Annotated in this window: 27 protein-coding genes and 3 pseudogenes; 18 read left to right on the top strand and 12 right to left on the bottom strand. The window is 68.6% G+C overall.

The genetic code is table 11. The features are described 5' to 3' along the window. Positions 1-28 precede the first annotated feature (28 nt). On the top strand, positions 29-223 hold the full coding sequence (locus tag ACFYU9_RS05370) for a hypothetical protein (RefSeq protein ID WP_389343035.1): 195 nt from the start codon (positions 29-31) through the stop codon (positions 221-223). Further along, positions 220-552 carry a hypothetical protein gene (locus ACFYU9_RS05375; protein ID WP_389342648.1) on the top strand — a complete coding sequence of 111 codons (333 nt, stop codon included), beginning with the start codon at positions 220-222 and terminating at the stop codon, positions 550-552. The genes ACFYU9_RS05370 and ACFYU9_RS05375 overlap by 4 nt, the downstream gene beginning before the upstream one ends. A 333-nt stretch (positions 553-885) precedes the next feature. Here the strand turns inward: ACFYU9_RS05375 and ACFYU9_RS05380 are convergent, their stop codons facing one another. Further along, positions 886-1,815 carry a hypothetical protein gene (locus tag ACFYU9_RS05380; protein WP_389342651.1) on the bottom strand — a complete coding sequence of 310 codons (930 nt, stop codon included), beginning with the start codon at positions 1,813-1,815 and terminating at the stop codon, positions 886-888. Positions 1,816-2,179: 364 nt separating this feature from the next. Here ACFYU9_RS05380 and ACFYU9_RS05385 point away from each other — a divergent pair, with 364 nt between their 5' ends. After that, a complete protein-coding gene (locus tag ACFYU9_RS05385) occupies positions 2,180-2,638 on the top strand; it encodes a hypothetical protein (protein ID WP_389342654.1) in 459 nt (152 codons plus the stop codon). Between the two features lie 368 nt (positions 2,639-3,006). Here ACFYU9_RS05385 and ACFYU9_RS05390 read toward each other — a convergent pair whose 3' ends face one another. Together ACFYU9_RS05390 and ACFYU9_RS05395 are read right to left on the bottom strand one after the other, a co-directional pair. Further along, complete coding sequence (locus ACFYU9_RS05390) at positions 3,007-3,381, bottom strand: hypothetical protein (protein WP_389214278.1); 375 nt, start codon at positions 3,379-3,381, stop codon at positions 3,007-3,009. Between the two features lie 31 nt (positions 3,382-3,412). Continuing rightward, on the bottom strand, positions 3,413-3,652 hold the full coding sequence (locus ACFYU9_RS05395; protein ID WP_389342657.1) for a hypothetical protein: 240 nt from the start codon (positions 3,650-3,652) through the stop codon (positions 3,413-3,415). Between the two features lie 119 nt (positions 3,653-3,771). On the opposite strand from ACFYU9_RS05395, the gene ACFYU9_RS05400 reads away from it, so the two are divergent. The 6 genes and pseudogenes from ACFYU9_RS05400 to ACFYU9_RS05425 all read left to right on the top strand — a co-directional run. Then, entirely contained in the window at positions 3,772-4,311 is a 540-nt protein-coding gene (locus tag ACFYU9_RS05400) for a 2'-5' RNA ligase family protein (protein WP_389342660.1), read from the top strand. Positions 4,312-4,839: 528 nt separating this feature from the next. Beyond that, positions 4,840-6,078: an NAD(P)/FAD-dependent oxidoreductase gene (locus ACFYU9_RS05405; RefSeq protein ID WP_389342662.1), complete on the top strand. Its 1,239-nt coding sequence runs from the start codon at positions 4,840-4,842 to the stop codon at positions 6,076-6,078. Between the two features lie 187 nt (positions 6,079-6,265). Next, positions 6,266-7,300 (top strand): hypothetical protein, encoded by a 1,035-nt coding sequence (locus ACFYU9_RS05410; RefSeq protein WP_389342665.1) that lies wholly within the window; start codon positions 6,266-6,268, stop codon positions 7,298-7,300. Between the two features lie 473 nt (positions 7,301-7,773). Further along, positions 7,774-8,037 (top strand): acyl carrier protein, encoded by a 264-nt coding sequence (locus tag ACFYU9_RS05415; RefSeq protein WP_389342667.1) that lies wholly within the window; start codon positions 7,774-7,776, stop codon positions 8,035-8,037. Then, positions 8,034-9,236 carry an enoyl-[acyl-carrier-protein] reductase FabV gene (locus ACFYU9_RS05420; protein WP_389342670.1) on the top strand — a complete coding sequence of 401 codons (1,203 nt, stop codon included), beginning with the start codon at positions 8,034-8,036 and terminating at the stop codon, positions 9,234-9,236. Before ACFYU9_RS05415 ends, ACFYU9_RS05420 begins: the two co-directional genes overlap by 4 nt. A gap of 192 nt (positions 9,237-9,428) precedes the next feature. Then, positions 9,429-10,088: pseudogene (locus ACFYU9_RS05425) on the top strand (transposase family protein); the annotation flags it as partial. Positions 10,089-10,190: 102 nt separating this feature from the next. Here the strand turns inward: ACFYU9_RS05425 and ACFYU9_RS05430 are convergent. Next, a complete protein-coding gene (locus ACFYU9_RS05430; RefSeq protein ID WP_389343005.1) occupies positions 10,191-10,760 on the bottom strand; it encodes an SMI1/KNR4 family protein in 570 nt (189 codons plus the stop codon). Between the two features lie 332 nt (positions 10,761-11,092). On the opposite strand from ACFYU9_RS05430, the gene ACFYU9_RS05435 reads away from it, so the two are divergent. After that, entirely contained in the window at positions 11,093-11,404 is a 312-nt protein-coding gene (locus ACFYU9_RS05435; protein ID WP_389342673.1) for a hypothetical protein, read from the top strand. Positions 11,405-11,792: 388 nt separating this feature from the next. Here the strand turns inward: ACFYU9_RS05435 and ACFYU9_RS05440 are convergent, their stop codons facing one another. The 3 genes and pseudogenes from ACFYU9_RS05440 to ACFYU9_RS05450 form a co-directional block, all read right to left on the bottom strand. Next, the gene (locus tag ACFYU9_RS05440) at positions 11,793-12,263 is read right to left on the bottom strand and encodes a DIP1984 family protein (protein WP_389343008.1); all 471 of its coding nucleotides are present in this window, start codon (positions 12,261-12,263) and stop codon (positions 11,793-11,795) included. 373 nt (positions 12,264-12,636) lie between these two features. Further along, complete coding sequence (locus ACFYU9_RS05445) at positions 12,637-13,854, bottom strand: glycosyltransferase (RefSeq protein ID WP_389342676.1); 1,218 nt, start codon at positions 13,852-13,854, stop codon at positions 12,637-12,639. A 130-nt stretch (positions 13,855-13,984) separates the two neighbouring features. Beyond that, a pseudogene (locus ACFYU9_RS05450) lies at positions 13,985-14,218 on the bottom strand (transposase); the annotation flags it as partial. 116 nt (positions 14,219-14,334) lie between these two features. Between ACFYU9_RS05450 and ACFYU9_RS05455 the strand changes: the two are divergent. The 4 genes from ACFYU9_RS05455 (at position 14,335) to ACFYU9_RS05470 (ending at position 17,802) form a co-directional block, all read left to right on the top strand. Beyond that, positions 14,335-15,330 carry a zinc-binding alcohol dehydrogenase family protein gene (locus ACFYU9_RS05455; protein WP_389342679.1) on the top strand — a complete coding sequence of 332 codons (996 nt, stop codon included), beginning with the start codon at positions 14,335-14,337 and terminating at the stop codon, positions 15,328-15,330. 329 nt (positions 15,331-15,659) lie between these two features. Beyond that, on the top strand, positions 15,660-16,079 hold the full coding sequence (locus ACFYU9_RS05460; RefSeq protein ID WP_389342682.1) for a hypothetical protein: 420 nt from the start codon (positions 15,660-15,662) through the stop codon (positions 16,077-16,079). Between the two features lie 345 nt (positions 16,080-16,424). Next, a complete protein-coding gene (locus ACFYU9_RS05465; RefSeq protein WP_389342685.1) occupies positions 16,425-17,009 on the top strand; it encodes a GNAT family N-acetyltransferase in 585 nt (194 codons plus the stop codon). 415 nt (positions 17,010-17,424) lie between these two features. After that, entirely contained in the window at positions 17,425-17,802 is a 378-nt protein-coding gene (locus ACFYU9_RS05470) for a nuclear transport factor 2 family protein (RefSeq protein ID WP_389214242.1), read from the top strand. 391 nt (positions 17,803-18,193) lie between these two features. On the opposite strand, the gene ACFYU9_RS05475 is transcribed toward ACFYU9_RS05470, so the two are convergent. Continuing rightward, complete coding sequence (locus tag ACFYU9_RS05475; protein ID WP_389342688.1) at positions 18,194-19,531, bottom strand: PLP-dependent aminotransferase family protein; 1,338 nt, start codon at positions 19,529-19,531, stop codon at positions 18,194-18,196. Positions 19,532-19,622: 91 nt separating this feature from the next. Here ACFYU9_RS05475 and ACFYU9_RS05480 point away from each other — a divergent pair, with 91 nt between their 5' ends. Both ACFYU9_RS05480 and ACFYU9_RS05485 read left to right on the top strand, forming a co-directional pair. Further along, positions 19,623-20,246 carry a DJ-1/PfpI family protein gene (locus tag ACFYU9_RS05480; RefSeq protein WP_389342691.1) on the top strand — a complete coding sequence of 208 codons (624 nt, stop codon included), beginning with the start codon at positions 19,623-19,625 and terminating at the stop codon, positions 20,244-20,246. A 1,061-nt stretch (positions 20,247-21,307) separates the two neighbouring features. Next, complete coding sequence (locus ACFYU9_RS05485) at positions 21,308-22,033, top strand: dienelactone hydrolase family protein (protein WP_389342694.1); 726 nt, start codon at positions 21,308-21,310, stop codon at positions 22,031-22,033. A 19-nt stretch (positions 22,034-22,052) separates the two neighbouring features. Here ACFYU9_RS05485 and ACFYU9_RS05490 read toward each other — a convergent pair. The 3 genes and pseudogenes from ACFYU9_RS05490 to ACFYU9_RS05500 form a co-directional block, all read right to left on the bottom strand. Then, positions 22,053-22,324: pseudogene (locus ACFYU9_RS05490) on the bottom strand (Tn3 family transposase); the annotation flags it as partial. Between the two features lie 131 nt (positions 22,325-22,455). After that, a complete protein-coding gene (locus ACFYU9_RS05495; RefSeq protein WP_389342697.1) occupies positions 22,456-22,941 on the bottom strand; it encodes a hypothetical protein in 486 nt (161 codons plus the stop codon). Positions 22,942-22,957: 16 nt separating this feature from the next. After that, on the bottom strand, positions 22,958-23,290 hold the full coding sequence (locus ACFYU9_RS05500; RefSeq protein WP_389342699.1) for a hypothetical protein: 333 nt from the start codon (positions 23,288-23,290) through the stop codon (positions 22,958-22,960). Positions 23,291-23,608: 318 nt separating this feature from the next. Here ACFYU9_RS05500 and ACFYU9_RS05505 point away from each other — a divergent pair, with 318 nt between their 5' ends. Beyond that, positions 23,609-24,151 (top strand): hypothetical protein, encoded by a 543-nt coding sequence (locus ACFYU9_RS05505; RefSeq protein WP_389342702.1) that lies wholly within the window; start codon positions 23,609-23,611, stop codon positions 24,149-24,151. Positions 24,152-24,435: 284 nt separating this feature from the next. Further along, positions 24,436-24,810: a hypothetical protein gene (locus tag ACFYU9_RS05510; protein ID WP_389343011.1), complete on the top strand. Its 375-nt coding sequence runs from the start codon at positions 24,436-24,438 to the stop codon at positions 24,808-24,810. Here ACFYU9_RS05510 and ACFYU9_RS05515 read toward each other — a convergent pair. Further along, a complete protein-coding gene (locus ACFYU9_RS05515; protein ID WP_389214226.1) occupies positions 24,782-25,111 on the bottom strand; it encodes a hypothetical protein in 330 nt (109 codons plus the stop codon). The genes ACFYU9_RS05510 and ACFYU9_RS05515 overlap by 29 nt on opposite strands. Positions 25,112-25,244 lie beyond the last annotated feature (133 nt).

The raw sequence follows: 25,244 nt of genomic DNA on the forward strand, positions 1-25,244 counted from the left end.
CAGCTGAGACCCGAGCCTGCAGCGTGAGGTGCTCAATCTCGATGCCGACCGTCACCGGCTCGTTGACCAGCGTGATCCCGAATGCTTCGCTGACACCAGCGGCCACCTCACGGGCGAGCGCGAACAGCCGGTGGTGGCCCCGTCCGGCCGGTGCCGCATCGAGAACGGCCTGCTGATCGAGACCCGCCAAGAATCACGCAGTCTGAGGAGAATGGCCAGATGACCATCCTCGACACCTACGGCACGAACTCCTGTTCAGCCAAGGAGCTGTCCGACCTGCTCGCCGACCGACTCGCCCTGACCTTCGCCGAGCGCGAGAGTGACTACCGCGGCATTTACTACCTCGCCACCCTCGCCGACGGCACCCGTTTGCAGGTCCTGCCGAACACCGTTCCCGGAGACGGCGGGGAAGAAGAGCTCTACGACGATGAATACCCCGACGTTTCGGTGCTCGTGCTCGTGCTCGTGACGTCACCGGCCGACGCTCAGGTCCTCGGCGACGAGCTCACGGCGATCGAAGGACTCAACAGGCTCGCATCATCTCGAAGGTGAGCGATTGCTGATCCTGATCCGCAGACCTTGACGATTTGTCCTGCGGGCGAGAGGGCCACGCGCAGCCGGCTGGTAGGCCGGCAAGCCGCCAGGATCCGACAGCGCTGCGCGTCGGATGGACCGAGGCGCGGGGTCGGTCGGCCAGGAGGGGGAGGGCGCCGACGAGGTGGGGCCGTAGCAGGGTGTGGTCGAGTACGGTCTTGAAGCTGTGTAGCTCGTCGCCGCGCTCACCGCAGCCGAGCCACCGAGGTAGCGGCCGGGCCCGCCCCGCGTGCCGTCGCCGTGACGCCGTCGTGTTCGACCGGCGAGGAGCGGTGCGGCCGAGGGCTTGGACTACTTGACGTGTGTGGGCTCCCGAACGGGTGCGGGCCGCGGCAGGCTTTCCGGCTCCACCTCGTGGCTCTCCGGTGCGCCGAACCACGCCACCGCAACCGCGCCGGTGATCGCCAGCACGAAGCCGAGGACGGCCAGCCAGGCGAACCCCGGACGCGACGCGTCACCCAGCCACCACACACCGATCATCCCCGGCAGCACGGTCTCGCCGACGACGAGCGCCGCCGTCGCCCCGTTCACCGAGCCGATCTGCAGCGCGACCGTGTGCAGGTACATGCCGCCGACGCCGGCCACGAGGATCGCGTACAGCGCCGGGTCCGACAGGAGCGCGCCCGCGGAGAACGGGTCGATGCCGTTGAGGATCCGTACTCCGATGCCGAGCGCGCCGAACCCGAGACCCGACAGGAGGCCCGCGAGGATCGCCGCCCGGGTGCCGAGCACTCGTACGACGACCGTGCCACCGACCATCAGCAACAGCGAGACCGCGAGCAGCCACCAGTGCGTCGCGATCGCGGTGTGGCCGCTGCCTTCCGGGCCCGCCGCGCTCGCCAGAAGCACCAGGGCCGAGCAGACCACGCCGATCGCGGTCCACTCCGCTCGGGTCAGCCGGATGCCCAGAAGCCTCACGCTGAGCACGGCCGTGATGACAAGGTTCGCACTGATCACGGTCTGGGAGAGGAACAGCGGGAGCATACGGGCGGCGAGCGCGCCGAGGCCGAAGCCGAGGAAGTCCAGGATCGTGCCGACGATGAACTCCCAGGTCATCGCTGCTTTCGCAGTCGACGACAGACTCGGCCCGCCGTGTTGGGTGATCTGCCCCGTAGCGGCCGCCTCACGCCGGGCGGACTTGCGGGAGCCGACGGCCTGCAGGACGGATCCCGTGCCGTAACAGATCGAGGCGGCGACAGCGGTCAGCAGTCCTACGAGCACAAGCAGGTCCCTTCACACGGTGGGGGCGCCGGTCCGCCCCGTTCGTTTCCTGCTTGGCAGACGTCGGATCGGGCGTCCGCGTTGCCTCAGACCTGATCAGCGAAGCCCGCCGCTGCGCGCCTGGAGGGGAGGATCAAGGATGCTTCCAGGGCCGGTCAGCGACCGGCGCGGGGCCGACTCTGCTGGGGAACTACGTGAACTTCGCCCTGGGGGAGGTACAGAGGGACTGATGTCCGGCGCCGCTTGCGCGGCGCTCGGAAATCCAAGGGCGCGTTGGCGGGATCTTGGAGGGGGACGCCTGGACACCGTGTACCTATGACTGCAGGAGGGCTCCGCAAGAGACCTCGCAAGGGAGGGAAGCCTTGTGTCCGAGTTGCTGCGCCGGGAGGTCCTGGACGTCGAGGTCGCGTTCCGCGGGTTCGGATTCCAGGATTCCGACGACAACGTGGTCCCCGTGCCGTTCGGAGACGACTTCGAGTGGGGGGTGTTCCTCCAGGAGCACGAGCGCCGCTTCGACCTGTTCAGCGCCGGCCACACCCACACCGCCAGTGTGGAGGTCAAGGTATGGGCGAATGAGCCGCCTGGCCCACCGGGGGAGTGGGACGAGCAAGGTGAAGTCGACTTCGAGACGACCACCGGGGGCGTCGCGGTGTGGACGATGACGCTGGGCCGGTCGGAACACCTGATCCAGCTGGGCAAGCCGGGGTGGTGGCGGGTCCGTGTCGGGTGCATCGGCCGGGACGAAGTCGAGCGGGTGACACAGGCGCAGGGCGTCGCGTACGGGGTGGAAAAGTACGTGATCGATTTCTGGCCGAAGGCGTGATGTGTGTGGTCGGCCCCCAAGTCCGCCGGCCACACACCTGGTCATCAGTTGATGGTTTCGTTCCCTTCTAGGGGGTCTGGCTCGCCTTCCGTGAAGCGGTAACACACTGTTCAGTGACGTCGGCCGCTGAGATGATCACTCTCACTCATAGTTGAGGAGTCGGGACCCCAGATGAGTAGCTGGTCGCCAGAGGTGGCCGAGGCATTGGAGGCGTCGGGATGGACGCCTGGACGGAAGGTGGACACGGCTCGCTGGCGATCCATGGCGATGTCCCGCACCTCTAGGCTGGGCTCCGCGATGTGCTGCTCGTCGATTGGGCGAGAGAACGGCGTGGTGCCCCAGGTCGGTTCCGGCGGCCCAGCACTCGATCAGTCGTTGATCACTGGCTGAAAGATCTCGGGGAACTCGCCGTTCTCGATCAGTCCGGCGATCACGCCGGTCATGCTGTCGATGCCCGGATCTCTGACGATCAAGCCGTCCGAGACCCAGAAGTACCGCCCCCCGAGTGCCTCGTCTGTCCCTGCCCAGACTTTCATCAGACGCTCGACTTCCGCGACGGTGAACACGGTCGCGGTCCAACGAGATCCATCCGCAAGAGCCACGAAGACGTCGACGTTGCAGACCTCGGCCAAGTCCTCGCCGTCGCTGGGCAAGAACGACGCCTCGAAGCCGTCCATGCGGACCCGATACCAGGGCGCGTCCCACCCTTGCTCGATGGGTTCAGGAAATGCCTTCTGGCTCATCGCGCGAGTGTCCCTCGTAGGGGTTTCGATCTCAACCAAAATGCTCTGCTGCGCGGGCGCTGCCTGCGGTCAGAGCGGCGAAAGCGTCGGCGGCTCCCGAGGCCTGGCGCCTCGCCACGGACTTCGTCGATGGACTCGGGGGCTCACCCACCAGCAGGTCATGGACGTGTTGGGGCGGGCATTCCAGCTCGTCACCGACTCGGGAGAACGCGTCGATGGCGGAGACAGCGCCGAAGTCGTTGCCGCTGGCACCCTCGTCCTGGATGTTCACGGGATATAGCGGTAGCGCCTCGGTCGTCCCGCTCGTCGACCGGCCTCGGAGAGCAGTCGTGATCGCTCGGCGGAAAAGGAGCCGTGCTGTCTGCGACAGAAGTGACACGATGCAGTGTCATGGCAGATGACGACACCAGTACGTTTCAGGCGGGCCAGACGGGGCTCATCGTCCGGATCCCGGAAGCGGAGCCGTCCGTCCGCGCGTGGCGTGAAAGGCTCGACCCCTCAGCCCGGGCCGGGGTTCCGGCCCACGTCACCGTGCTCTTCCCGTTCCTCCACGAGAGCCGAATAGATGCGCTCGTCTACTCCGCTCTCGCGGACGTGCTGGGCAGCCACCAGGCCTTTGACCTGCGGTTCGAGAGGTGTGGACGGCTCCCGGAAGTGCTGTATCTCGTCCCCGAGCCTGACGCGCAGTTGCGGCAGCTCACGGAAGCGATATTTGATCGCTGGCCTGAGGCTCCGCCGTATGGCGGCCGGTTCGCCGAGATCGTGCCGCACCTGACCATCGCTCAAGGTCAGGAAGAGGCTGTCCTGGAGGCGATCGAGGCCGACCTCGCCGACAGGCTCCCGTTCATGTCTCATGTCGCGTCGGTTGAACTGATAGTGCACGACGGCGTGAGGTGGCAGGAACGGGCGTCGTTCGCACTTGGAGAATGAAGCAGGTCAGAGGCCGGCCTCACCCCCACCCTGCACTGCACCGGTCACGGCACCACCAGGGAGCCTTTGTTGGAGCGGCACCCCGACCTGGTTCGGGCCCGCGCCGATTCGAGCTGCCCAGGTCGGCCTGCTTGCCGGCCTTCTCGGTGTCCGCGTTCGGCGGCCTTGATGAGGTGCGTGGCCGCGGAGTCCTCGGTGGGCAGCTTTGTCCGGCCCTCTCTACGCGTCGCTGCCTTGGAGTAGGTCCTGTTTCGGCGTGGTGTAGCCCTTGCGGAGTTTGCGGCCTTCCCTCGTAACAGGTCCTCATGGACGTCCTCCGCTCGACGGGCGGGACGCCTGTGCCGGCCGTGACCCGCATGGACGAGCCTCCCCTTCGGATCGGCCTGTAACCGCGCTGACTTAGGCGTCGCGATCTCCGTGGGCGACACTCCCGCCTGTGTGTGGTCTATGTCACATGCGGTCGCTGTCAGGGATCTGGGTGCTGCTCCGCTCAAGCCACTGGAAACAGCGAACCGAGAGGAGCCGTTCATGAAGCACCGGATCGTCGTTCTCGGCGCCGGCTATGGAGGATCCTTCGTGGCCGGGAACCTGGCCCGTCGGCTGTCCCCGATGGACACCGAGATCACCGTGGTCAACGCCGAGCCGGACTTCGTGCAGCGGCTGCGGCTGCACCAGCTCGCGGCCGGCCGGAAGGTCGAGGCTCCACGGCTCGCCGACGTGTTCGCGGGCACGGGGATCCGGCTGCGCCTGGCCCGTGTCACCGCAGTCGACCCCGAGCACCGGGTCGTCACCGTGGCTGACGCCGACGCCGACGCCGACGCCGACGCCGACGCCGACGCCGACGCCGATGCCGACGGTGGCGCCGAGCTCGGCTACGACACGCTTGTCTACGCGCTCGGCAGCCACGGAGACGATCACGGCGTCCCTGGCGTGGCCGAGCACGCCTTCGACATCGCGGCCCGGCCCTCGGCGCTGCGCCTGCGCGAGCGCCTGGACGGCCTGGGGGAGCGAGGGCGCGTGGTGGTCGTCGGCGACGGGCTGACCGGCATCGAGACCGCCACCGAGTTGGCCGAGTCCAGGCCCGACCTGGCGGTGACGCTGATCGCCCGAGGCGAGCTGGGCGCGCGGCTCTCCGCCGGAGCCGGCGGTCACCTGCGCCGGGCCTGCGACCGGCTGGGCGTCACTGTCCGGGAACACACCGAGGTCGAGGCCGTCGAAGCGGCGCGTGTGCTGTGCGCCGACGGCAGCGTCCTGGCGTCCGACGCGACCGTGTGGACGGCCGGGTTCGTGGTCGGCCCCATCGCCGCCGCCGGCGGTCTCGAGGTCACCGGGAACGGCCGGATCGTCGTCGACCGCACCATGCGGTCGGTCTCACACCCGAACGTCTACGCCGTCGGCGACAGCGCCCACGGCATCGGCGACAACAACCTTCCGCTGCCGATGTCCTGCGCCTCGGCCGGCTACACCGGCCTGCAGGCGGTCGAGGCGATCGTGGGAAGCCTGACCGGCCGCGAGATCCCGAACACCAAGCTCGTCTACACGTTCAACCACATCAGCCTCGGGCGGCGGGACGGGATCCTGCAGCCGGTCGACGACGAAGGGCACGCGAAGCCGAAGCACATGGGCGGCCGCAACGCCGCGCGGATCAAGGCGGCGATCCTTCACGGGTCGCTGTGGGCCAACTCGCACCCGACCTTCTGCCTGCCCAAGCGCAAGCACCGCCTGGCCGCCACGCCCGAGGTGCCCGCCGGGCAGGCGAGCGCGTAGCCGTCCGGGCCAGGGTTGAAGCCCTTGAGCCACCCGACGCCGAGCTCCTCGGAGAGTCCCCGGCGATCGACGGCATACCGTCACCCAACACTGCCTGACGGACGAACTCGCCGGCGTACCCGCGGTCCGTGCCGAGTCAGAAATCCCGCTCACCAGGCGATGAACTTCCTCCTCTGAAGGAGAAGGCATGTCCACTCAAGCCGCGCCCCCGGGCGCCGCGTCCTTTTCGCCCTGGCCGGCAGTGGCCGGGGCAGTCGCCCTGCTCACGGTGACCATCAGTCTGCTGCTCACCGCATTCGCCTGGCCGTCGGTACGCTCATCGGTGCATGACGTGCCGATCGCCGTCGCCGGGCCCGCACCCGCCGTCAAACAACTCACTGCCGTGCTGGACCGCCGGCTTCCCGACGGCTTCGAGGTCACCGAGGTCGCCGACGCTGCCGCCGCCGAGCAGCTGATCCGCGACCGCAAGGTGTACGGGGCGATCGACCTCAGCTCGGGCACCCCACAGGTCATCACCGCATCCGCCGGAAGCACTGCCGTCGCCCAGGCCCTGAACACCCTCGCGGCCGGCCTCACCAAGCCGCCGGGAGCCAACACCGAGGTCACCGCCCGCGACCTCGTCCCGCTCCCGGCCGACGACCCCCGCGGCGCCGGACTCGCCGCCGCAGCCCTGCCGCTGGTCATGGGCGGCCTGCTCACCGCCCTGCTCCTGCCCAGGCTCGTGCGCGGCAGCGCCCACCGCATCATCGGTGCGTTTGCCTTCGCCATCACCGGCGGACTGGCCGTGGCGGCCATCCTGCAGTTCTGGTTCGGCTCACTCGACGGCTCCTACTGGGCCAACAGCGCGGCCGTCGCCCTCACCGTCGCAGCCACGTCCCTGACCGTCCTCGGGCTCGCCTCCCTGCTCGGGTACGCCGGCTTCGGCCTCGGCGCCGCCACCATGGTCCTCATCGGCAACCCGCTCTCGGGCACCGCGACCGCTCCCGAGATGCTGCCCGGCTGGTCCGGCACTCTCGGCCAACTCCTACCACCCGGTGCCGGTGGCCGGCTGCTGCGCTCGACCTCCTTCTTCAACGGCCACGACGCCACCCACCCCGCCACCGTCCTGACGGCCTGGCTCACGCTCGGAACAGTGCTGTACGTGGCAGGCAGCCTGCGCACCCGACCCACCGGCAGTGTCACCAACACCGTCGCGCAGCCGGCCAAGCAGACCACGATCTGAGGCACCGGAATGAGTGCCGCGGTCATCGCTGCGATAGACCGAGTCGGGCACGCGTCGCCCACCAAGCTCTCTGGTGCAGCGCAAGGGTCCACATGCGGAGTACGGAGGCGAAGCCCTCGACATCGTGGTCTCTTCCCTGAGGGATCGTGTCCACGGGGCTCCGGATCAGAGGGGGCAAAGGTGCCTACGACCTGAGCCGCGAGCCAGACATCAGCTGGCCCGGCCGCAGGCGGAAGCGGCGCCGGCGATGTGCGGGACGTCGCGGGGGCGGGCGCGCTTCGGAGGCCGGGGCGAGCACGGGGAGGTCACCCTCCAGGCGCGGCCCCGGTCGGTATCCACCCCTGTGGGGGAAGTACCGGCAGATCAACCGGCTGTCGGCCGCGGGCCCAAGCGGCCGGTGGTCCCGAACACGCGCTGATGGTGAGGCTCCACGCCGATGCGGCGGCCGGACAGCGAGACGGGGGAGGGTGTCAATGCCGGAGTGCACAACGACCGACCGCCATCTCCGTCACGCGCTGTCACGGATCACCAACCGTGGCGTCGGTAGGATCCCCGAAGACGGGCGGCTGGAGCACGACCTCCAGATCGACAGCCTGGCCCTGGCCGAGCTCGTGACCGACCTGGAACAGCGGCTGTCCGTCACCATCCCGGACGAGGAGACCGGCCGCCTGCGTACCATCGCGGATCTGCGTGCTCTCCTCAACCGCCTCGTCACCAGTGGAACGGACGCGACATGAGCATGCGCCAGATCGAGCCGAAGCAGCGCGGATTCCTCATCGTGAACTCCCACCCCGACGGCGCCGCCGCCACCGTGCGCCGCATGTGGGAGGACATTCCCGCGCGCGCCGACGGCCGCCGGCCGGTCGCCCTCGTCCTTGGACACTCCGCCGGATACGGGCTGGCCACGCTGCTCGCGGGCCTGCGCCAGCACGGCATCCGAGGTGTCGGCGTCGCCTTCGAGGGCGCGGACAACGGACGCCGGACCGCGACGGCCGGCTGGTACCGCACCGCGGCCGTCGCCGATCTCGCCCGCGAGACCGGCGGGGACTTCGAGTTCGTGAACACCGACGCGTTCTCGGACGAGGGCAAGAAGCAGTTGCTCGACCTGGTCGCAGAGCGCTACGGGCCCGTCGACTACCTGATCTACAGCCTCGCCGCGCCCCGCCGCACCGACCCGGCCACGGGCACCGTGCACCACTCGGTGATCAAGCCGCTCGGTGCCGCCTACGAGGCGCCCGCCCTGGACTTCTCCGGCACGGAGCCGAAGGTGTCCCGGATGCGCCTGGAGCCGGGCACCGAGGAAGAGAAGGACGCCACCGTCGCGGTCATGGGCGGCGCCGACTGGGCCCTGTGGGTCGCCGCCCTGGGCGAGCGGCAGCTCCTCGCACCCGGCTTCACGACCGTGGCGCTGACGTACGTCGGCTCCGAGGTGACGGCGCCGGTGTACCGGCAGGGCACCATCGGCGCGGCGAAGGAGCACCTGGAGGCAACCGCCCGGTGGGTCAGCGCCTCGCCCGCGGTGCAGGCGGCCGACGGCCGGGCGTTCACGGTCGTCGCCGGCGCCGCGGTGACCCAGGCGTCCAGCGCCATCCCCTCCATCGCCCTCTACACCGCCTTCCTGCGGACCGTGCTCGACGGCAACGCGTTCCGCAGCCCCGCCCAGCAGGCCATGGAGCTGTGGGACCAGCTGGAGGGTCGCACCCCGCTGGTCCTCGACGACGCGGGCCGGATCCGTCTCGACGGCTGGGAACTCGACGACCAGGTTCAGGAGCGCGTACGGGAGCTGTGGGCGGACCCGGAGACCGGGCTCCTCAAGGCGCGTCCCGGGGCGGACTGGTTCATGAGCCAGGTACGCGAGCTCTACGGATGGGGAGTCGACGGCGTGGACTACGACCAGCCTGTCGAGACCGACGTCACCTGGCCGACGACCCTCTAGGCAGCTTTGTCCGTTCACTGAGCTCTTTCAGAGTGGCCACCGATCGGGTGACGGGCCAGCGTTCCACGACGCACGAGGCTCCCGTGCCGTTGAGAGAGATGTTCGACATCTCAACTCATCAACACAGGAGCCTCATTGGCTCGCCGCCCTGCCGCACTCGACCTGCCGCACGCTCTGGTCGAGTGGGTATCCATGCTCATCGTCACCCGTGAGGGTGACCGACGCTGCAAGCTACCGCCACACCAGCGCGCCCTCGTCGGCCTGGTCTACCTGCGCCGCCACGACACGCTCGCGCAGATCGCCGCCGGCTTCGGCATATCCGTCGGCAGCGCCCACGCCGACGTCCCGGCCGTCGTCGATCACCTGTCCCGACGGGCGCCCGGCCTGCTGCGTGTCCTACGCGAGACTGATCCGGATTACGTCCTGCTCGACGGGACGCTCGCCGAGTGCGACCGGGTCGGAGACAGCCGGAGCGACTTCTCGGAGAAGCACCGTCGCCACGGCGTGAACGTGCAGGTCATGGCCGACCCCGCGGGCGACCTGCTGTGGATCTCACCCGCACTGCCCGGCCGCACCCACGACCTGACCGCCGCCCGCACCCACCGCATCATCCGGATCTGCGAACGCCAGGGTGCCCCTGTCCTCGCCGACCGCGCCTACATCGGAGCCAGCCGGCCCCTGGGTGACCACACCGATCAGACGGCTCCCGCACCGGGACCTCACCACGACCCAACGATCGTTCAACCGGGCCCTGTCGGCAGCAAACGGGCACCGGTCGAACGAAGCATCGCAAGGCTGAAGTCCTGGAAGATCTTCCGCCGGGCCCGCTACAGCCCCAACCGCATGACCGTCATCGCCGCAGCCATCACCCTGGAACGTCAACGCTGGTGTATCTCATTGCCCTTCCAGGGGGAGGACGGATCGGCCATGGTCATCATCCAGTCAGGAACCGTCTCACGACCAGACAAGCCGACCTTCGGTGAACCGACAGACCGGGGAGCTTCCACCGGCGATCCTCGTCAGCGTCTCCGCCACAGAGTCAAAATACTGAGCCATCGATTCGTACTCGCCCGTGACCGTGGGGCCACCCACAAACCAGCTGCCGACGCGCCCGTCCCGTACATCAATGAACTTTCCACTCCAGCCGTCCTGGTCCGACAGGAGCGGGATCCACTCGTTACGCCAGAACGGATAGTCCGGCTGGTCCGGAGGGTCGAATCCGCAGGACGTGGAGCGGTTCGCGTAGAGCCTCTCCATCGCCCGGATGCCCAGAAAGAAGCTCCCCTCGTCGGGGAACCCATCGAAGCCGCAACACATCACGTCGTCGTCGAAATCTTCCTCCGGCAGATCCAGATTGTTCTGCAACAGCCACGTCCGCAGGTCCCCATGCAGGGAGATCCCCATCCGCTTTTCGGCTGCCGCGAGCATCTGCTCCGTAGCGGGCCCCGGCAGATCCGCGTGATCGGCCGGCGCGTGCTCCCGAAGAAGACTCATCACACGCGACCAACTCTCAGCCACACTCATCGCCCTCTGCCCTCTGTCTACAGGGATGTCTCCGTCCGACTACGCCACTGCGGAGGTTGAGAAGTACAGGCCGGAGAACCTTGCAGGGATGGTACTTCGAGCATGTGTTCCATCCCTCCCTGCGATCGTGGTCCGCCCGGAAGCACAGGGTCGGCCTCTCAGCGAACTGCCCGCCCGCGACTTCTCACAGACAACCCACCGTGCCGGCGGGCCCAGCCGAGGAGCTGCCAGGACTCAAGCGAGGACCACGGCGTCACCCTGGAGTGGCGAAGCTGAAAACGCTCACTGCTGAACCAGGTCCGAGGTGGGTGTCGGTGGTGTGTGATGGCTTCATGCGACTTGAGCAGTGTGGGACCAGGAATCACATCGAGGTGTGGCATGACGGTGTGCTGCCATCAGGGTCGGAACGGATCAGGTTCGGGACGGTGCTGCGCGGCTCGCTCCTGCCGATCCTGGTCTGGGCAGGGGGCGCGTGCTTCGTGTACATCGTCTACAACCCGCTGGCAGCGACGGTCCTCGGCGGGCTCTTCGGGGTGTCGTTCATCGTGGGGTTCGGGCTGCGCTGCCGGGCAAGGCACTCGGTTCGCTGCAGCGTCTACGGTGCGCTGGGCGGAGTGCTCGACAAGTCCATGGCCGGGTTCTGAGGCGTTGCGGCGGAGGCGGCCCCTGGCTGTATTGAGCGTGTCAACCGACGCCCACTGGGCCGGGATCGAGCCCCTGTTTGCCGCATCGGACTCCTCGCCGAGGGGAAAGATGGCCTGCACCGGCCCGCAGGGCGTTGGCGCCGCCGTGGTGTCGCGATGTGGAAAGCCCCGAGCCCGCCCTCGCCGCCTCGGATCTGCACGTGGTGATGTGCTGTGTGCTGTGCACCGTTACCTGTACGCGGTGCTGAGCTTCGCTGTTCAGAGGGGAATCGAACCCCCGCGTTGCCCTTCACGCGCCAAGAAAGGGGCCGGAATACCGCCGGCCCTCGGTGTGTGCACGCCTCCGAAGCAGCTACCTGCTCCACATCGTTCTGGTCTGCCGGACCGTTCAGTCCAGCAGGTCGACCTCCCAGTTCGTGCGCTGGATCCGCACGTCGAACTCGCGGATCTCCCGGGCGAGCACGTCCGCCTGAGCACGCAGTTCCGCGACCGGGAGCGCGGAGAGCATCAGCAGCTCGGACCGGAGTTGCCGACCGTATCCCCGCTCACCCTTGCCCGCCGCCGCGTCTGCCGCCGCGGTGACCACGGAGTGACGCAACCGCAGGACGTCCCGGCGCGCGAGGGCGTCGGTGAGCGTGCCGTCCGGCCCCATCTCCACAGTGGCGTTCGTCCGGTTGATACGCCGGATCAACGATTCCAGGGCCTCCAGCACCTCGCCGGCCTCGGCGAGCAGCTGGGCCGCGTCCTCGGCGGGCGTCTCGCCCTCCTGGTACCTCGCGTTGTCGACGACGCGCGACCGCAGCTGTTCCACGCGGCGCGTCGCTTCAGCGCGTTCCGCCAGCGCCTCGGCAAGCTTCACTGTCTCCTCGTCCTCCTCCATGATCCGGAACGAGTATACGAGTGCGAACCAGCGAGCAGCAGTCGCAGGCGCCGCTGCTCCCCGTGACTGCGGCGGACGACCAACGCTGGGGCGTGCAGCCAGCCATGCGGCCGGCCTGGACCCCCGGTGTCGACAGCAGTCGTTCGGTCCGCCGGCCGAACCGCCGACCCATCCCGGCGACTTGCTCGGCGAATGTCTGCCGATGACGATGCAAACGCGCGCTGATGGCCGCAACACAACTGCGACATCGTTCCAGCCCTGCAGTCACCTTTTCCTGCTCCGGGCCGCCCGGGTACCGCGCTGATGGAGCGGAACCGTCTCTGCCCCAATGCGATGGTGCGATCCCCGGGTTTCACCCGGCGCACTCCATGTCGATGCGGGCGAGCAAGGCGGCGGCGCCGTCCTCTGCATTGATGTGGTGGGCGAGTTCGGCCGCGCGGCGGCGGTAGACCTGCTCGGTGATACAGGTCGTGATCGCGGCACCGAGGGTCTCGGCGGTGAGGTCCTGGAACGGCAGAGGCCGGGGCGCGACTCCCAAGTGGTGCAGCCTAGCGGCCCAGAACGGCTGGTCAGCCATGACTGGTACCGGCACGGCGGGCACTCCAGCCCTCAACCCGGCTCCGGTCGTCCCGGCCCCGGCATGGTGGACGACGGCAGCCATGCGAGGGAACAGCCAGTCATGCGGCAGGTCCCCGACAACCAGGACGTCGTCGCCACCACCGCTCATCTCAGCCCACCCCGTCTGTACCACCGCGCGCACGCCCGCCTGCTTCACCGCTGCGGCCACCAACTCGCCAAGCCGTTCCCCCTGGCCCGGTGCCATGCTGCCGAACCCGATGAACACGGGGGGAGGACCGGCCTGGAGGAAGTCGAGGAGCTCGGCCGGAGGCTGCCAGCCGTGCGGTCGGCAGGGCCACCAGTAGCCCGCCACTTCGACCTGGGACGGCCAGTCCGCCGGGCGCGGCACCACCAGGGGGCTGAAGCCGTGGAAGACCGGCCGGATGTCCTTTCCCGGCGCCGAGGGCGCGTCGGCGGGCAGCCCGAGGCGGGTGCGCAGCCGGGTCACGGCGTCTGCGAGGAGGTCTTCCGCGCGCCTCAGCACCGTCTGGCCCGCGGCCAGGTTGCCCTCCGGCCCCAGATCATCGGCGCCCGGAGCGCCGGGCAGCGGGAACTGCCTGGTGGCGAACGCCGGTGCGAGATAGGTGCCGATGACGGGAACGCCCAACGCCTCACCGGCCGTCTGGCTGAGCGGTGCCGGGCCGAACGCCGTGAGCACCAGGTCGGTGCGGTCCGCCACGGCCGCTGCCACCCCGTCGGCGAGCCCGTCAAGGAAGGCCGTCATCACCGCCTGGGCCTCCTCCGGCGAGGACGTCCGGCCTCTGGTCCGGATGAGCTCCTGCGGGTCTCCCGGCAAAGGCAGGTATTCGAGACCGCACTCGCCGATGAGTGCGGCGAAGGGCGGGTGGGCCGCCACCGCGACCTGATGCCCGGCTTCTAACAGACACCGTCCCAGGCCCGTGAACGGCGCGACGTCCCCACGTGAACCGGCGGTGATGATCGAAATACGCATGTGGCGATTCTCCTCGGGTACCGCCGCCACGCGAAGAGGCAAGGGCTAAGCGGCGCTGAAGTAGGCCGGTAAGAACAGCATGATCTGACCCTGCAGACCCTGCGCCCGAGAGCACTTCCGGTGTACACCCGACCCTTGCCCGGGTGTTGAACCGCGAGTACGCCGTCGACCAGGCCCCGTAACGCTTCGGCACATCACGCCAACCGCAGCCGGTGCGAAACCGCCACAACACCCCGTTGGACTGGCGTCCCATCAACACGCGGCGCATGCGAGTTCTACCAGCCCGAGCCCGTACGGCATCGAGTCTCCTGAAGACCCGAACCCCGTACAGCTTCTCCCCGCCCTGACGATCACGCTTCCCCATGGGGACGGCGGTCGCGGGCGGCGACGTGAGCTGCGGTGGGAATATCAAGATCGCCGGTCGGGTTACGAGTACCGTTTGGCCCCGCCGGGAGGGCCGTGACGATAAGGGAGCATCGGATGCGGGCGGTCGGGTTCCGGGGCAATGGAGGCGTCGAGGTACTGGAGCAGCTGGATCTGCCCGAGCCGGTGCCTGGTGCCGGCCAGGTTGCTGTGCGGGTCGCCTTCGCGGGCGTCAATTTCGCCGAGATCCAGCACCGTCGGGGCGAGTTCGGCGCCCCTGACGGGCCTGGTGGAGTGGACGTTCCCGGCTTGGAGGTGGCCGGCGCGGTTGTCGCGCTCGGTGCCGGGGTGAGCGGGCTGGAGGTCGGCGAGCCGGTTGCGGCGTATCTGCCGGCCTTCGGCGGCTACGCCGAGGTGGTGACCGCGGACACGCGGTTCGTCAGGTCGCTGCGCACGGGGGCGGGAGAGGCAGACCCGGCCGAGGCAGCGGGGCTGCCGTGCGTCTATCCGACGGCCTTTGGTGTGCTCAAGGACGCCGGGCGGCTGCGGGAAGGGGAGGACGTGCTGATCCACTCCGCGGCAGGAGGTGTCGGCTTCGCGGCTGCGCAACTGGCCCGGGAGTTGGGGGCCGCTCGGGTGTACGGCACGGTCGGCTCGGTGGAGAAGATTCCCTACGCCGTCGAGCTCGGCTACGACGCGGTGTTCCTGCGCGACGGCTTCGCGGAGCAGCTGGCCGAGGTGACCGGTGGCCGGGGCGTGGACCTGGTCCTCGATCCCGTCGGCGGGCCGGTCCGAGAGCAGAGCCTGACCGTGCTGGCGCCGTTCGGCCGCCTGGTGGCCTACGGAGACCTCGGTCGGCACGAGCAGTGGACGGCCTCGGTGTGGGACTTGTGGAAGGGCAACCGGACGATAGCCGGGTTCAACATCGGCGACCTCGCCCGTCGGGCTCCCGAGCGGATCGGCGAGTACCTCGCCGAGGCTCTCCGGCTGCTCGCGGTGGGGCGGATCCGGCCCGGGGTGACGCAGACCCTGCCACTGGCCGAGGCGGCGAAGGCGCACCAGCTCCTGGAGACGGGCACAGGCCGAGGCAAGATCCTTCTCTCGCTCACCTGATCTGACGTCAACCTGCCAGCCCGGCTGGCTCATAACCGGAGACACTCGTTGAGCTCTAGCCGCGGGGCACGGGGCGGCGCCGCCGCCGGTCACCAGGGCCAGGGGATGGGGAATTGCTGATCACGGACCTGGGGAATTACGTGACCGCCCACACCTCTATCGCCCCTGCCGGCGCGCAGACATGATGTGGCTTCGTTCACGTCTCACAGCAGCGTTGTCCACGGGCTGCGGCAGCGGTGTTGGTCATCAGTCGGCTCGTGGATGCTCATGAGAAGTGACGGCAGTGCCGTGTCGCTGAGGTGGACGGCAGAAGGTGCGATGCTCTGTTCGTGGTGACAGATGTTGAGTGGGTTCGGATACGGAGGGACCTGCGCTTCGGGTACGTCTTCGAGGGCACCGTGGTGAAGGTTCCCCGCCCCGGAGCGATCGGAATCTTCGTGGACATCGGCCTGAGCGTCGGAGCCTTTGTCGACGTCATGCTGCTGCCGGACGACGGAAAGGACTGGCCAGCTGAAGGCACGGTTGCCGATTTCGAGATCTGGTGGGCAGACAGCCGCCAACAGATCCGGCTGAAGCCGTGCGACTCGCGGTATCTGCGGACCGACTTCACAGACTTCGTCGAACGCTTCCGTCCCAATTGGCTGGCCGACATCGGCCAGCCAATTCGTGACCCAGAACCTGTCACTCCTGACCAGGGGCATTGCATGATCGATCTCTGTCCGGATTTGCCAGGTGAGGCCGAGGGTTGACAGGGATGGTGGTAGTCGTAGCCGGCCATCGAAAGGGTTTCCAAGAAGAGGCCCGCGGCGCGGTCCCGCGCGTCAAGCGGGTAGATCCGGCCTCTACGGCCACGAGGGCCAGGCACCCGGTCCAGGAGTCATCCCAGGTCAATGGTGTCGACCAGTAGTGCCGGGCCAGGGGCAGAGCGTCGCACTTCGCTTACGCGCGGCGGCGGTGCACCGGCTGCTGCGTCTGCGCAAGCCCGTGCTGGCCAACCACCGCACCAGGGGCCTGATTTCGCGAGCTGGCCACGACACCGGGGCGCTGCGCGACAGCCTCCCCCTCCCCTGGACAGGTTGGTTACGCTGCCCGGTATGGATGAATCCACCGCGCACCCGTTCCTCGCAAGGCCGGTCACCGGGATCAAAGGCGCTGTCGCCACCCTGCGTGCCCTCAAGAGCGAAGACGCATCCAGTTTCGGGGAATTCCTCGAAGCGCTCTCGGTGGAGACCAGGGAGCGCTACAGCCCACACCCGCTCGACCGGACCGAAGCGGAGCGGATCTGTGCCGCTCTCGACGACCCGACCGCCCTGCGTTTCGTGCTGGCGGATGCCCGGGACGATCGCGTGGTGGCGTATCTGCTGGCCCAGTTCGCCATCCCGGAGGGCGAGAAGGTGCGTTACCGGAATCTCGGGTGGACCATTGAGGACGGCGCGGATTGCCGCATCGCCCCCGTCGTCGCCGATCATTTGCAGGGCAACGGTCTCGGAACCGAGCTGCTCAAGGGTGCGCTCGGCATCCTGCGTCAGCGCGGATGCCGGCACGTCATCCTCTTCGGTGGCACCCGAACCTCCAACGCCCAGGCGATCCGCGCCTACGAAAAGGCGGGATTCAAGCCGGCCGGAGTCTTTCGCGAACGGGGGATCGAGAGCGTCGACATGTGGCTCTCTCTGAAGTAGTGGGCGGGCGGCATCTCAGCACACGATCCGGCCGGTCAGTTCGTCGGCTGGTGAGCCGGAGCTGGATGCGGTTGATGTCGACGCCGACGGGCTGGGTGAGGGTGAACAGGATGCTGCTCGCTGTCGGCGGCCTGGCGCAGGTCGGCCGCGTCAAGGCCGTAGCCCTCCACGTCGTCGGCGATCTGCCGCAGCGACGCCACGAGGCCTGACTCCAGTGGGCGTGACCGGGCCACGCGATCGGCCTGAAGTGCCGGCCAGCGACGGTGTGGACGGCGGCGGTGATGATCTCGCCCAGCTACCGGAAGCACGAAGCCGGTAGACGCTGTTGTAGTTCCGCCGTACCCGGGATGGTTCACCGTGATCGGAAGGTGGCTCGCGGGACGGGCGCGCGCGAAACAGCTGGTATTACTGGGGTATGCAGGAAGAGATTGCACGCTCCGCGATCGATACGTTCATCTCCGCGTTCAACGCCTCGGACGACAGCTATGTGACTGCCCTGCTTTCCCAGGCCCTGACCTCAGACGTGGTCTTCTGGGGGCCGTTGGGTCGCAGCGACGGAATCGCGGCGGTCGAGCGGTTCGTGCTGGACATCCGGCGCCACCCGGCGGGGACCGGCACGATGGTGCGCTGCTCGGCGGTGGACATGCCTGACGAGTGGGCCCGGTACCAGTGGGTCTTTACCACGCCGGATGGAGGTCCCCGCCTGGCGGGAACGGACGTCGTCCATCTGCGACGGAGCCTTATCGACCAGGTCATCGTCTTTGCGGGGGAGATCGAACCGTCCGCCTCCTGAGTCGTGGTCTCGACACCCACGGCCTTTGGATGCTCGCCGGCTGCACGCGCGTCGAGGCGCACAAGTCGTCCATGACCGGCTTCCAGTCGTACTCGACGAACTTGGCCTCGCTTTCTATCCGGTGGGCAGCGACGCCGGTCAGGAAGCCGTCGCCCGCGCCATGGCACGGCGCATGCCGCATGCTCGCCGGAGAGCTCACGCCTCGGGAGTTCACGTTCCGGATAGAAGAAGCCGCGTAACCGTCGGATCGGTACGCAGAACGCGGCGATCCGTCAAGCGACGGCCGCCGCGGTGCCCGTTCCCGCTCCGGGGGCCGTGACGACGTGTACCGACGGGTGAGGCTGTTTCACGCGGCCCCCGCTGGAGGTCGCGGTGGGGCCGGACTTGGAGTTCAGGTGCGGGCGTCGTCGACGACGACGCTGCGCACTGTGCGCAGGGTCGACCGGAGACGGTCCAGGTCCGTCGAGCCCAGAGCGAGGCGGATCGCCTGCGGGATGTGCGTCGAGGTGGTGAAGGGCTCTGCCGTGGCAACCGCGATGTGCCGGTGCGCGAGGGCGGCGCTCACGCGGTCGGCGCGTGCGTCGTCGGGCAGTGGCAGCCAGGTGAAGTAGGACGAGGGGTGTCCGATGAGCGGGAGGCCCGCGAGTTCCTGCCTGATGAGTTCCTGGCGTGTCCTGGCGTCGTCTCGTTTCCGCGCTTCCAGAAGGTTCACCGTGCCGTCGTTGAGCCAGCGGCAGGCGATGGCGGTGGTGAGGGCGGGAGTGTTCCAGGTGGTCGCCCGGATGGCGCGTTCGAGCGCCGGCACTGAAGGCGGCGGGGCGAGGACGAAGCCGACCCGCAAGCCGGTGGCGATGCTCTTGGAAAGCCCCGATACATAGAGGGTGACGTCGGGGGCGGTCGCCGCCAGCGGCGGCGGAGGATCCTGGACCAGGTAGGCGTACGAGGCGTCCTCGATGATGAGCGTGCCGTGCCGTCGGGCGATCCTGATCAGGCGGGTGCGGTCGGCCGCCGACATGACCCAGCCCAGAGGGTTGTGCAGGGTGGGCATGGTGTAGATCGCGCGCACCGGGCGGGTCGCGCACACTCTCTCCAGAGCATCGAGATCCGGCCCGTCGGGCGTGGTGGGGATGGGTTCCAGGTCGAGATGGAAGGCGCGCGCGAGCACCTTGAAGCCCGGGTAGGTGAGTGCGTCGACCGCGACGACGTCGCCGGCGCCCAGCGTGGCCATGACGGTGATGGCCAGGCCCTGCTGGGCGCCGCTGGTGATCAGGATGTGATCCGCGTCGGCGGTGATTCCCCGGTGCCTGAGGTGTCGCGCGATGGAGGCTCTGTCCTGTGGGCGGCCCCGGTGCGGTTGGTAGTGCAGCAGCGAGTCGAGATCACCAGAGGTGGCCACCTCGCGCAGCGCCTGCCGCAGGAGGTCGGCCTGGCCGGGGAGTGACGGGTAGTTGAAGCTGAGGTCGACCGCGTCAGCGGCAACGGCCTGCTGGTCCATGTTGTGACCGGTGGGGACTGTGGTGTCCCGCACGAACGTACCGCGGCCCTGCTCCCGGCTGACCAGGCCCATCGCTTCCAGCTCCGCGTACACCCGGGTCGCGGTCACCACGGCGATGCCCTCGCGAGCGGCCAGAGCGCGGTGGGTCAACAGCCGTACCCCCGGGGCGAGACGCCCGGCCCGGATATCGGATGCGAGCGCGTCGACCAGCTTCTTGTATCGCGGGGCTGCCATGAGCCCGGATTGTATCCATGACAATTCTTTGACTGTCCTGCTCGCGGGTCCATACCGTCGAGTTCCGCTCACCCGGAAAGGGGCATCCGCCGTGCACATCGCCATCCTCACCTTCGAGGGTTACAACGAGCTCGACTCCCTGATCGCGCTCGGTGTGCTCAACCGCGTCAGGACCGATGACTGGCGCGTCACCCTCGCGACCCCTGGCCCCAGGGTGACGTCGATGAACGGGGTGGTCATCGAGCAGATGTCCACGCTGGAGGAGGCGTGCGCCGCTGATGCCGTCATCGTCGGCAGCGGCGTCGCCACCCGCGAGGTCACCGAGGACCCGGAGATCATGAGCGTCCTGCGAGGCCTGGACCCTTCGCGCCAGCTCATCGCGGCGCAGTGCTCGGGCGCGCTCGTGCTGGCCAGGCTCGGCCTACTGAACGGCATTCCCGCCTGCACCGACCTCATCACGAAGCCGTGGGTCGTCGCCGCGGGAGTCGAGGTCCTTGACCGACCCTTCTATGCCAAGGACACCATCGCCACCGCCGGAGGCTGCCTGGCGTCGCCCTACCTCGCAGCCTGGACCATCGCCCGCCTCGCGGGCAACGACGCCGCTGAAGACGCGTTGCGCTATGTCGCCCCGGTCGGCGAGAAGGAGGAGTACGTCCAGCGCGCCTGGCGCAACATAGCCCCGTACCTCCCCGTTTCCGCACCGGCGCTCGTCTGACCCACCGGTCGCATGCGACGACCGGCCAGGAAGCCCGCGGAATGTGCGACGGCATTCGGACGGCGCAGGACTTCCGGGGCGTCCTCGCGGCGGGCCTTGCGGTGGGCGTGGACCACCGGGAAGTTTGGGCGCCGTCGAGCGGCTGGCAGCGGTGAGGAGTCGGCGGTGTACCGCGGGGCGGCGGCGACGCGCAGGGTGTAACCCTGGCCGCGCCGCACCGTGACGCCCCGGTCGAGGGCGGCGCGGTCGAGGTCGGCGCGGTCGACGGGCTCCAATTCGGCGGTGCGGAGGAAGTCGGCAGCCTGCACCGGCATGTCAAGGGTGACGGACAGCTCGGGGGAGTGGCGTCCTCGCCGGCGCTGGTGTGCTCGGGCATGAGGTCGGCGACGGCGGTGCGGATCGTCGGCGCGCCCGGCGCCGCGGCTGACACCGTTCGTGGGCGAGGACAGTGATGGACCGGCCCTCCAGGTACGCGGTGCGGACGGTCCCGGTCTTGCCGGCCGCGCCGGCGGGGCGCCGGCCGCCCTTGCTGCCCTTGGCTTCGGCGGCACGTAGTCCGTCATAGGTCAGGTGCCGTTGGAGGTCGTGCTGGACTTTGCCGGCGGCGGAGAGGGTCTGGAGCATGACCGTCACGGTGGACAGCGGTTTGCCGGTGCGGGGGTGGCGGGCGGTGAGGGTTCATCGCGGAGAGCGCGCCGTAGTGGTTGCGAAGCGCCGCCACCTGGTAGCGGTGGGCAAGGGGTTCTGACGGCCGGTCGACTTCCGGTCGACACCCGCTTGTAGACCAGGTGGGCCATGCCGCTCCCCGCTCGCGCGGTGGTCGCATTCGACCCTGGCTGTCAGCAGCCGCTGGCATCATCCGCCATCCCATCTGATGGGATCGGCGCTGGCGTCAGACCCCGGAAAGTCCGGCTGCATTGGACGGCCAGCGCGCCTGTCGTCATTCGACCGTTTGCCCGCAGGCAGCCGACGCGTCCGGGTGACGCAGTCGGGACAGACTGCTGTCTGCCATCGGTGAACACCGCCCCGGGCGGGCGCAACGGTCATTACCGTCCAGTCGCATGACGACGGTCACAACCCGTACGGTCGAATACCCGGCCGACAACCTGACGATGATCGGATACCTCGCGCTCCCGGCCGGTGCCGAGCGTCGGCCCGCAGTCCTGATCGGACCAGAGGGGATGGGGCTCAGCGATGTCGAGCGCAGGCGGGCCGAGGCTCTGGCCGAGCTGGGGTACGTGGCGCTGGCCTTCGACCTCCACGGCGGACGCTATTTGGAAGACCCGGAGGAAATGCTGGCCCGTTGCATGCCGCTGCTCGCCGATCCCGACCGCATGCGAGGAATCGGTCACGCCGCGCTCAACGTGCTGCGTTGCGAACCACGGGCCGACCCCGACCGGACCGCCGCCATCGGCTACGGCACCGGGGGCGCAGTCGCACTGGAACTCGGTCGCGATGGCGTCGACCTGCGCGCGATCGGGACAGTCAACGCACTCACCACGGGCCGACCGGGCGAGGCGGCACGCATTCGCTGCCCGGTATGGGCCGGGGTCGGGTCGGAAGACCCGATCATGCCGCCCGCGCAACGGGAGGCGTTCACCGCAGAGATGCAGGCCGCGGGCGTCGACTGGCGCCTCGTGGTCTACGGCGGAGCCCTTCACGCCTTCCACCACCCAACGGTCGACCACACCGTGCCTCCCGGCGTCGGCTACCACCCACGGCACGCACAGCGAGCCTGGCATGACATCGTCGCCCTGCTCGCCGAGTGCCTGCCCGTCACGGAATGATCCGATCGGCTCCTGCTACTCACTCCTGCCCGCCGTCGTCCTCTTCGTCCAGCCCTGGGGCATCAGGGTCGTTCAGCGGGCGCAGGGCGCCGACAGCCAGGGTGGGGGCAGTGAAGCTGTAGCGGCCGAGCGGGTTTAGATTGCGGCGCTTGAGCGGGAAGAGCCGGGCGATGCCCTCGTCCCTGATCTCGTGGCCTTCGGCGCGAGGCCGGGCGTCGGGGCGTCGACGTACTTCGCCGTCCAGAGCACGATGGCGTTGAGGGCCAGGCCGAGCGCCCCGAGCTGGTCTTGCCGGAACCAGTCCAGCTCGGCGGCAGTCCGCCTGCGGGCCGCCGTTCACCACGGAAAGCAGTCGGAGAGGAGTTGGGTGGACGGGTTCCGTCGGGTGCGTCACGCATGTTGTTCACGCAAGCGTCGTGGTCTTACTGGGAGAACGCGTAGGTCCGGACGGGGTCGAGGTGCAGCTCGAAGGGCCCGAAGCAGTCAGCCGCGAGGGTCGCGACCGGAGCGCCGCAGGGGCAGACCCGGTTGAGTCCCTCGTCGCCTGTGGGTCCGCAGCACCCACTGCTGTTCTCCCAGTTGGGCAGTGGCTGAAGGCTGGCGGCGTCGTCAGGGTGCACCAGCACCGTGTGTCGGCTGCCGGCCGAGATGACGAAGCCTTCTTCACGACAGACCACGAGTCCGCGTGACTGAGCTGGCTTCGGGTCCTCCTGATCGTCCTGCACGACGTAGGGCGACCCCCAAGGCTCGGGATCGATCGCGTAGTGGCCTCGCGGGACGGTGGAAGGTGCCCGGCGTGTCTTCTTGTCCCGGTCGCGCTCGTCGTCCGAGACGTCAGGGATGGCGGCAAGCTCGGTCAGTTCCGGCGTGATCGCGGCGCCGCACTTGGAACACAGGAAGATGGTCATCTCCTCGTTGTAGTGCTCAGAACTGCCCCTTCGCATCCTCGTTTCGCTGCTCCGAGTCGATGCGCGCGATGAGTACGGCTTCACGGCCGTCGCCTACACCACCCTTAACGACTACCTGCGCGTTTGCCGGCTTCAAATCAGGGAGGAGGCGGACCGGACCGGACGCCGTGAGGGCATGGTTCCGAAATTCCACCGGCCCGGCGAGGAGGCCGAGGTCGACTTTGTCCCGGTCGGCAAGATGCACACCGACCGCTACGTCCCCCTGCACCCGCAGCTGAAGACGCTGCTGGACGACTGGCTGCTGCACCCGCCCGAGGGCCTGCGGTCGAACCTGCTGTTCACCGATCACGGCCGCCAGGTCAACGCCTCCCGCATCGAGCAGGCCGGCTCGTCGGCCCGGAGGGGACGCCAGTTGAGGGAGTCGCAGCCTTCCTGCGGGACCTGCCGGTGGCCGGTCGGCCGGCGACAACGGCTCGTTCCTACGGGATGGACAACCTCCACGCCCGCCTCGCCGAAGCCGAGCCGAACGCGAAGGCTGGCTCGGCGAGGTCGAAGGACTGCGAGTCAGCCTTGCCGGTGCCGAGGATAAGCTCGCGCAGATCGACCGGCGTTCCCAGCAACGAACCGTCGTCGGTCTCGGCATCCCCACGACCAGGAGCGAGGGCCAGTGAGCACCGGTTCAGATCAAGGGGCAACAGAGCGTGATCTGAGTACTTGGCCGATCGAACGACTCCAGGCGTTCACTGTGGACGCTCACGACTGGTGGCAGCTCGAAGCGGTTCGCGTTGTTGCCCAACAGCACGCCTACGACTCCGACCAGCCCCGCGAAGTGCGTCGACGCTGGGCTGGGCTGTCGCTGCTGGCGAACCAGCGCATGCTTGGCGGCGGCGCTGAGGGATCAGCGCGCGAACTCCAGCAGGACTTCATGCTAAGAACGTGGGTGATCGAACACATCGGTCCCGAGGACGAGAACTCTGACTGGAGTCCAGAGGCATTGGGCGCCGACACGCTCGCCGCCCTGGCGATGTCGCCACCAGAAGCGGCGGCCATCGCCGCCAACTGGCGCAAGGTTCCCATCGAACAGATCCGCGAGCTTCGGCGGCATAAGATCCTGACAGCCCACCTGGAGTGGCTCATCGGCCACCTGCAGCCCGGCCCGACGCACGATCGGCTTCTTCCCTGGATCGAGACACGCCAACTGCTGCCCTGACCACCAGCAGGCTGAACTTCACACCCAGAAGCGAAGTTCAGAGAATGCGGCTTCGAGCCCTTCTACTGCCGCCGCGGTAAGAAAGGCACCCACGAGGAGGGCAGCGTCGAGCACGAGGGCGGTCGGTTCCGCCGCGCGCACCTCGTCCCGGTCCCCCCGACGTCGACGCCCTGGGCGGCCTGAACGCCAGGATTGAGCAGATCGAGGCGGCCGAGGACGCCCGCCGCATCGACAAGCGACCCACGTCGGTCGGCTTCGACTACGGGGCCCCGCTGCTGGCGCCGCTGCCGTTTGAGGAATTCGATGTCGGGCTGACGCTCACGCCGAAGGTCGACAAGACCTCACGGATCACGATCCGTCAGAACAAGTACTCGGTGCCGGCCCGGTTCATCGGCCAGAACGTCCGCGTCTCGCTGCGGGCGGACGAGGTCTGGGTCTTCGACCGGCACAAGATCGTCGTCCGCCACCCACGAGCGCGAAGCGGCCGCAGCCTAGGAGAGGGACTCGGCCGAAACCTCCCTGCCAAGAACGTGGGGCCATCGGCAGCGTCACCGCCTGGCGTTAGTGGACGGCACGTGGGAGACGATCCTGCGGGCCGTCCAGGCCGCAGCCGGCCAGCCCACGCCTTCCCTAGACCCAGTTCGCCCAGCCGAAGGTGAAGAGATAGGCCCGCCGACCTGCGTCCAGCCCCCTGATGCCACGAAGGAGCATGACCACCAGCGCGACAAGGAACAGAGCGACAAAGGATCCAGCCACGAGGGCTCCGACGATGGGTCCCGCGAACAGGCCCACGACCACACTCGCCACGACGACGATCCCAAGGCCGAAGTGCGCGGCCGGCAGATCGGCCCTGAACACCTCTCGCAGAGCTTTGCGCTCTGCTCGCATATCAGAGGCATAACGTTCCCGGGCCGCCTCCGGATCAGCGGCAGGCCCCTCAGGCCACTGTTTCATCATCATCCCCCCGACTCCGTTCGAACGGAGCCTAACTCCTGGGCCACGCATCTCGCGGCGCTCAGTCGAGACAATCCTGGGCGCGATCGAACACGACCCGAGCGGACCTCATCGGCGAGGGCCAAAAAAGCGCCCGCGC

It is taken from the genome of Streptomyces sp. NPDC004327 (assembly GCF_042873935.1).
Taxonomy (GTDB): Bacteria; Actinomycetota; Actinomycetes; order Streptomycetales; family Streptomycetaceae; genus Streptomyces.

Coding starts and splice junctions, on each gene's coding strand:
- ACFYU9_RS05515 (WP_389214226.1), bottom strand. CDS start 25,111: ATGATGATGAAACAGTGGCCTGAGGGGCCTGCCGCTGATCCGGAGGCG.
- ACFYU9_RS05475 (WP_389342688.1), bottom strand. CDS start 19,531: ATGGCAGCCCCGCGATACAAGAAGCTGGTCGACGCGCTCGCATCCGAT.
- ACFYU9_RS05400 (WP_389342660.1), top strand. CDS start 3,772: ATGGCAGATGACGACACCAGTACGTTTCAGGCGGGCCAGACGGGGCTC.
- ACFYU9_RS05405 (WP_389342662.1), top strand. CDS start 4,840: ATGAAGCACCGGATCGTCGTTCTCGGCGCCGGCTATGGAGGATCCTTC.
- ACFYU9_RS05465 (WP_389342685.1), top strand. CDS start 16,425: ATGGATGAATCCACCGCGCACCCGTTCCTCGCAAGGCCGGTCACCGGG.
- ACFYU9_RS05390 (WP_389214278.1), bottom strand. CDS start 3,381: ATGAGCCAGAAGGCATTTCCTGAACCCATCGAGCAAGGGTGGGACGCG.
- ACFYU9_RS05470 (WP_389214242.1), top strand. CDS start 17,425: ATGCAGGAAGAGATTGCACGCTCCGCGATCGATACGTTCATCTCCGCG.
- ACFYU9_RS05410 (WP_389342665.1), top strand. CDS start 6,266: ATGTCCACTCAAGCCGCGCCCCCGGGCGCCGCGTCCTTTTCGCCCTGG.
- ACFYU9_RS05435 (WP_389342673.1), top strand. CDS start 11,093: ATGCGACTTGAGCAGTGTGGGACCAGGAATCACATCGAGGTGTGGCAT.
- ACFYU9_RS05455 (WP_389342679.1), top strand. CDS start 14,335: ATGCGGGCGGTCGGGTTCCGGGGCAATGGAGGCGTCGAGGTACTGGAG.
- ACFYU9_RS05485 (WP_389342694.1), top strand. CDS start 21,308: ATGACGACGGTCACAACCCGTACGGTCGAATACCCGGCCGACAACCTG.
- ACFYU9_RS05375 (WP_389342648.1), top strand. CDS start 220: ATGACCATCCTCGACACCTACGGCACGAACTCCTGTTCAGCCAAGGAG.
- ACFYU9_RS05445 (WP_389342676.1), bottom strand. CDS start 13,854: ATGCGTATTTCGATCATCACCGCCGGTTCACGTGGGGACGTCGCGCCG.
- ACFYU9_RS05415 (WP_389342667.1), top strand. CDS start 7,774: ATGCCGGAGTGCACAACGACCGACCGCCATCTCCGTCACGCGCTGTCA.
- ACFYU9_RS05495 (WP_389342697.1), bottom strand. CDS start 22,941: ATGACCATCTTCCTGTGTTCCAAGTGCGGCGCCGCGATCACGCCGGAA.
- ACFYU9_RS05430 (WP_389343005.1), bottom strand. CDS start 10,760: ATGAGTGTGGCTGAGAGTTGGTCGCGTGTGATGAGTCTTCTTCGGGAG.
- ACFYU9_RS05420 (WP_389342670.1), top strand. CDS start 8,034: ATGAGCATGCGCCAGATCGAGCCGAAGCAGCGCGGATTCCTCATCGTG.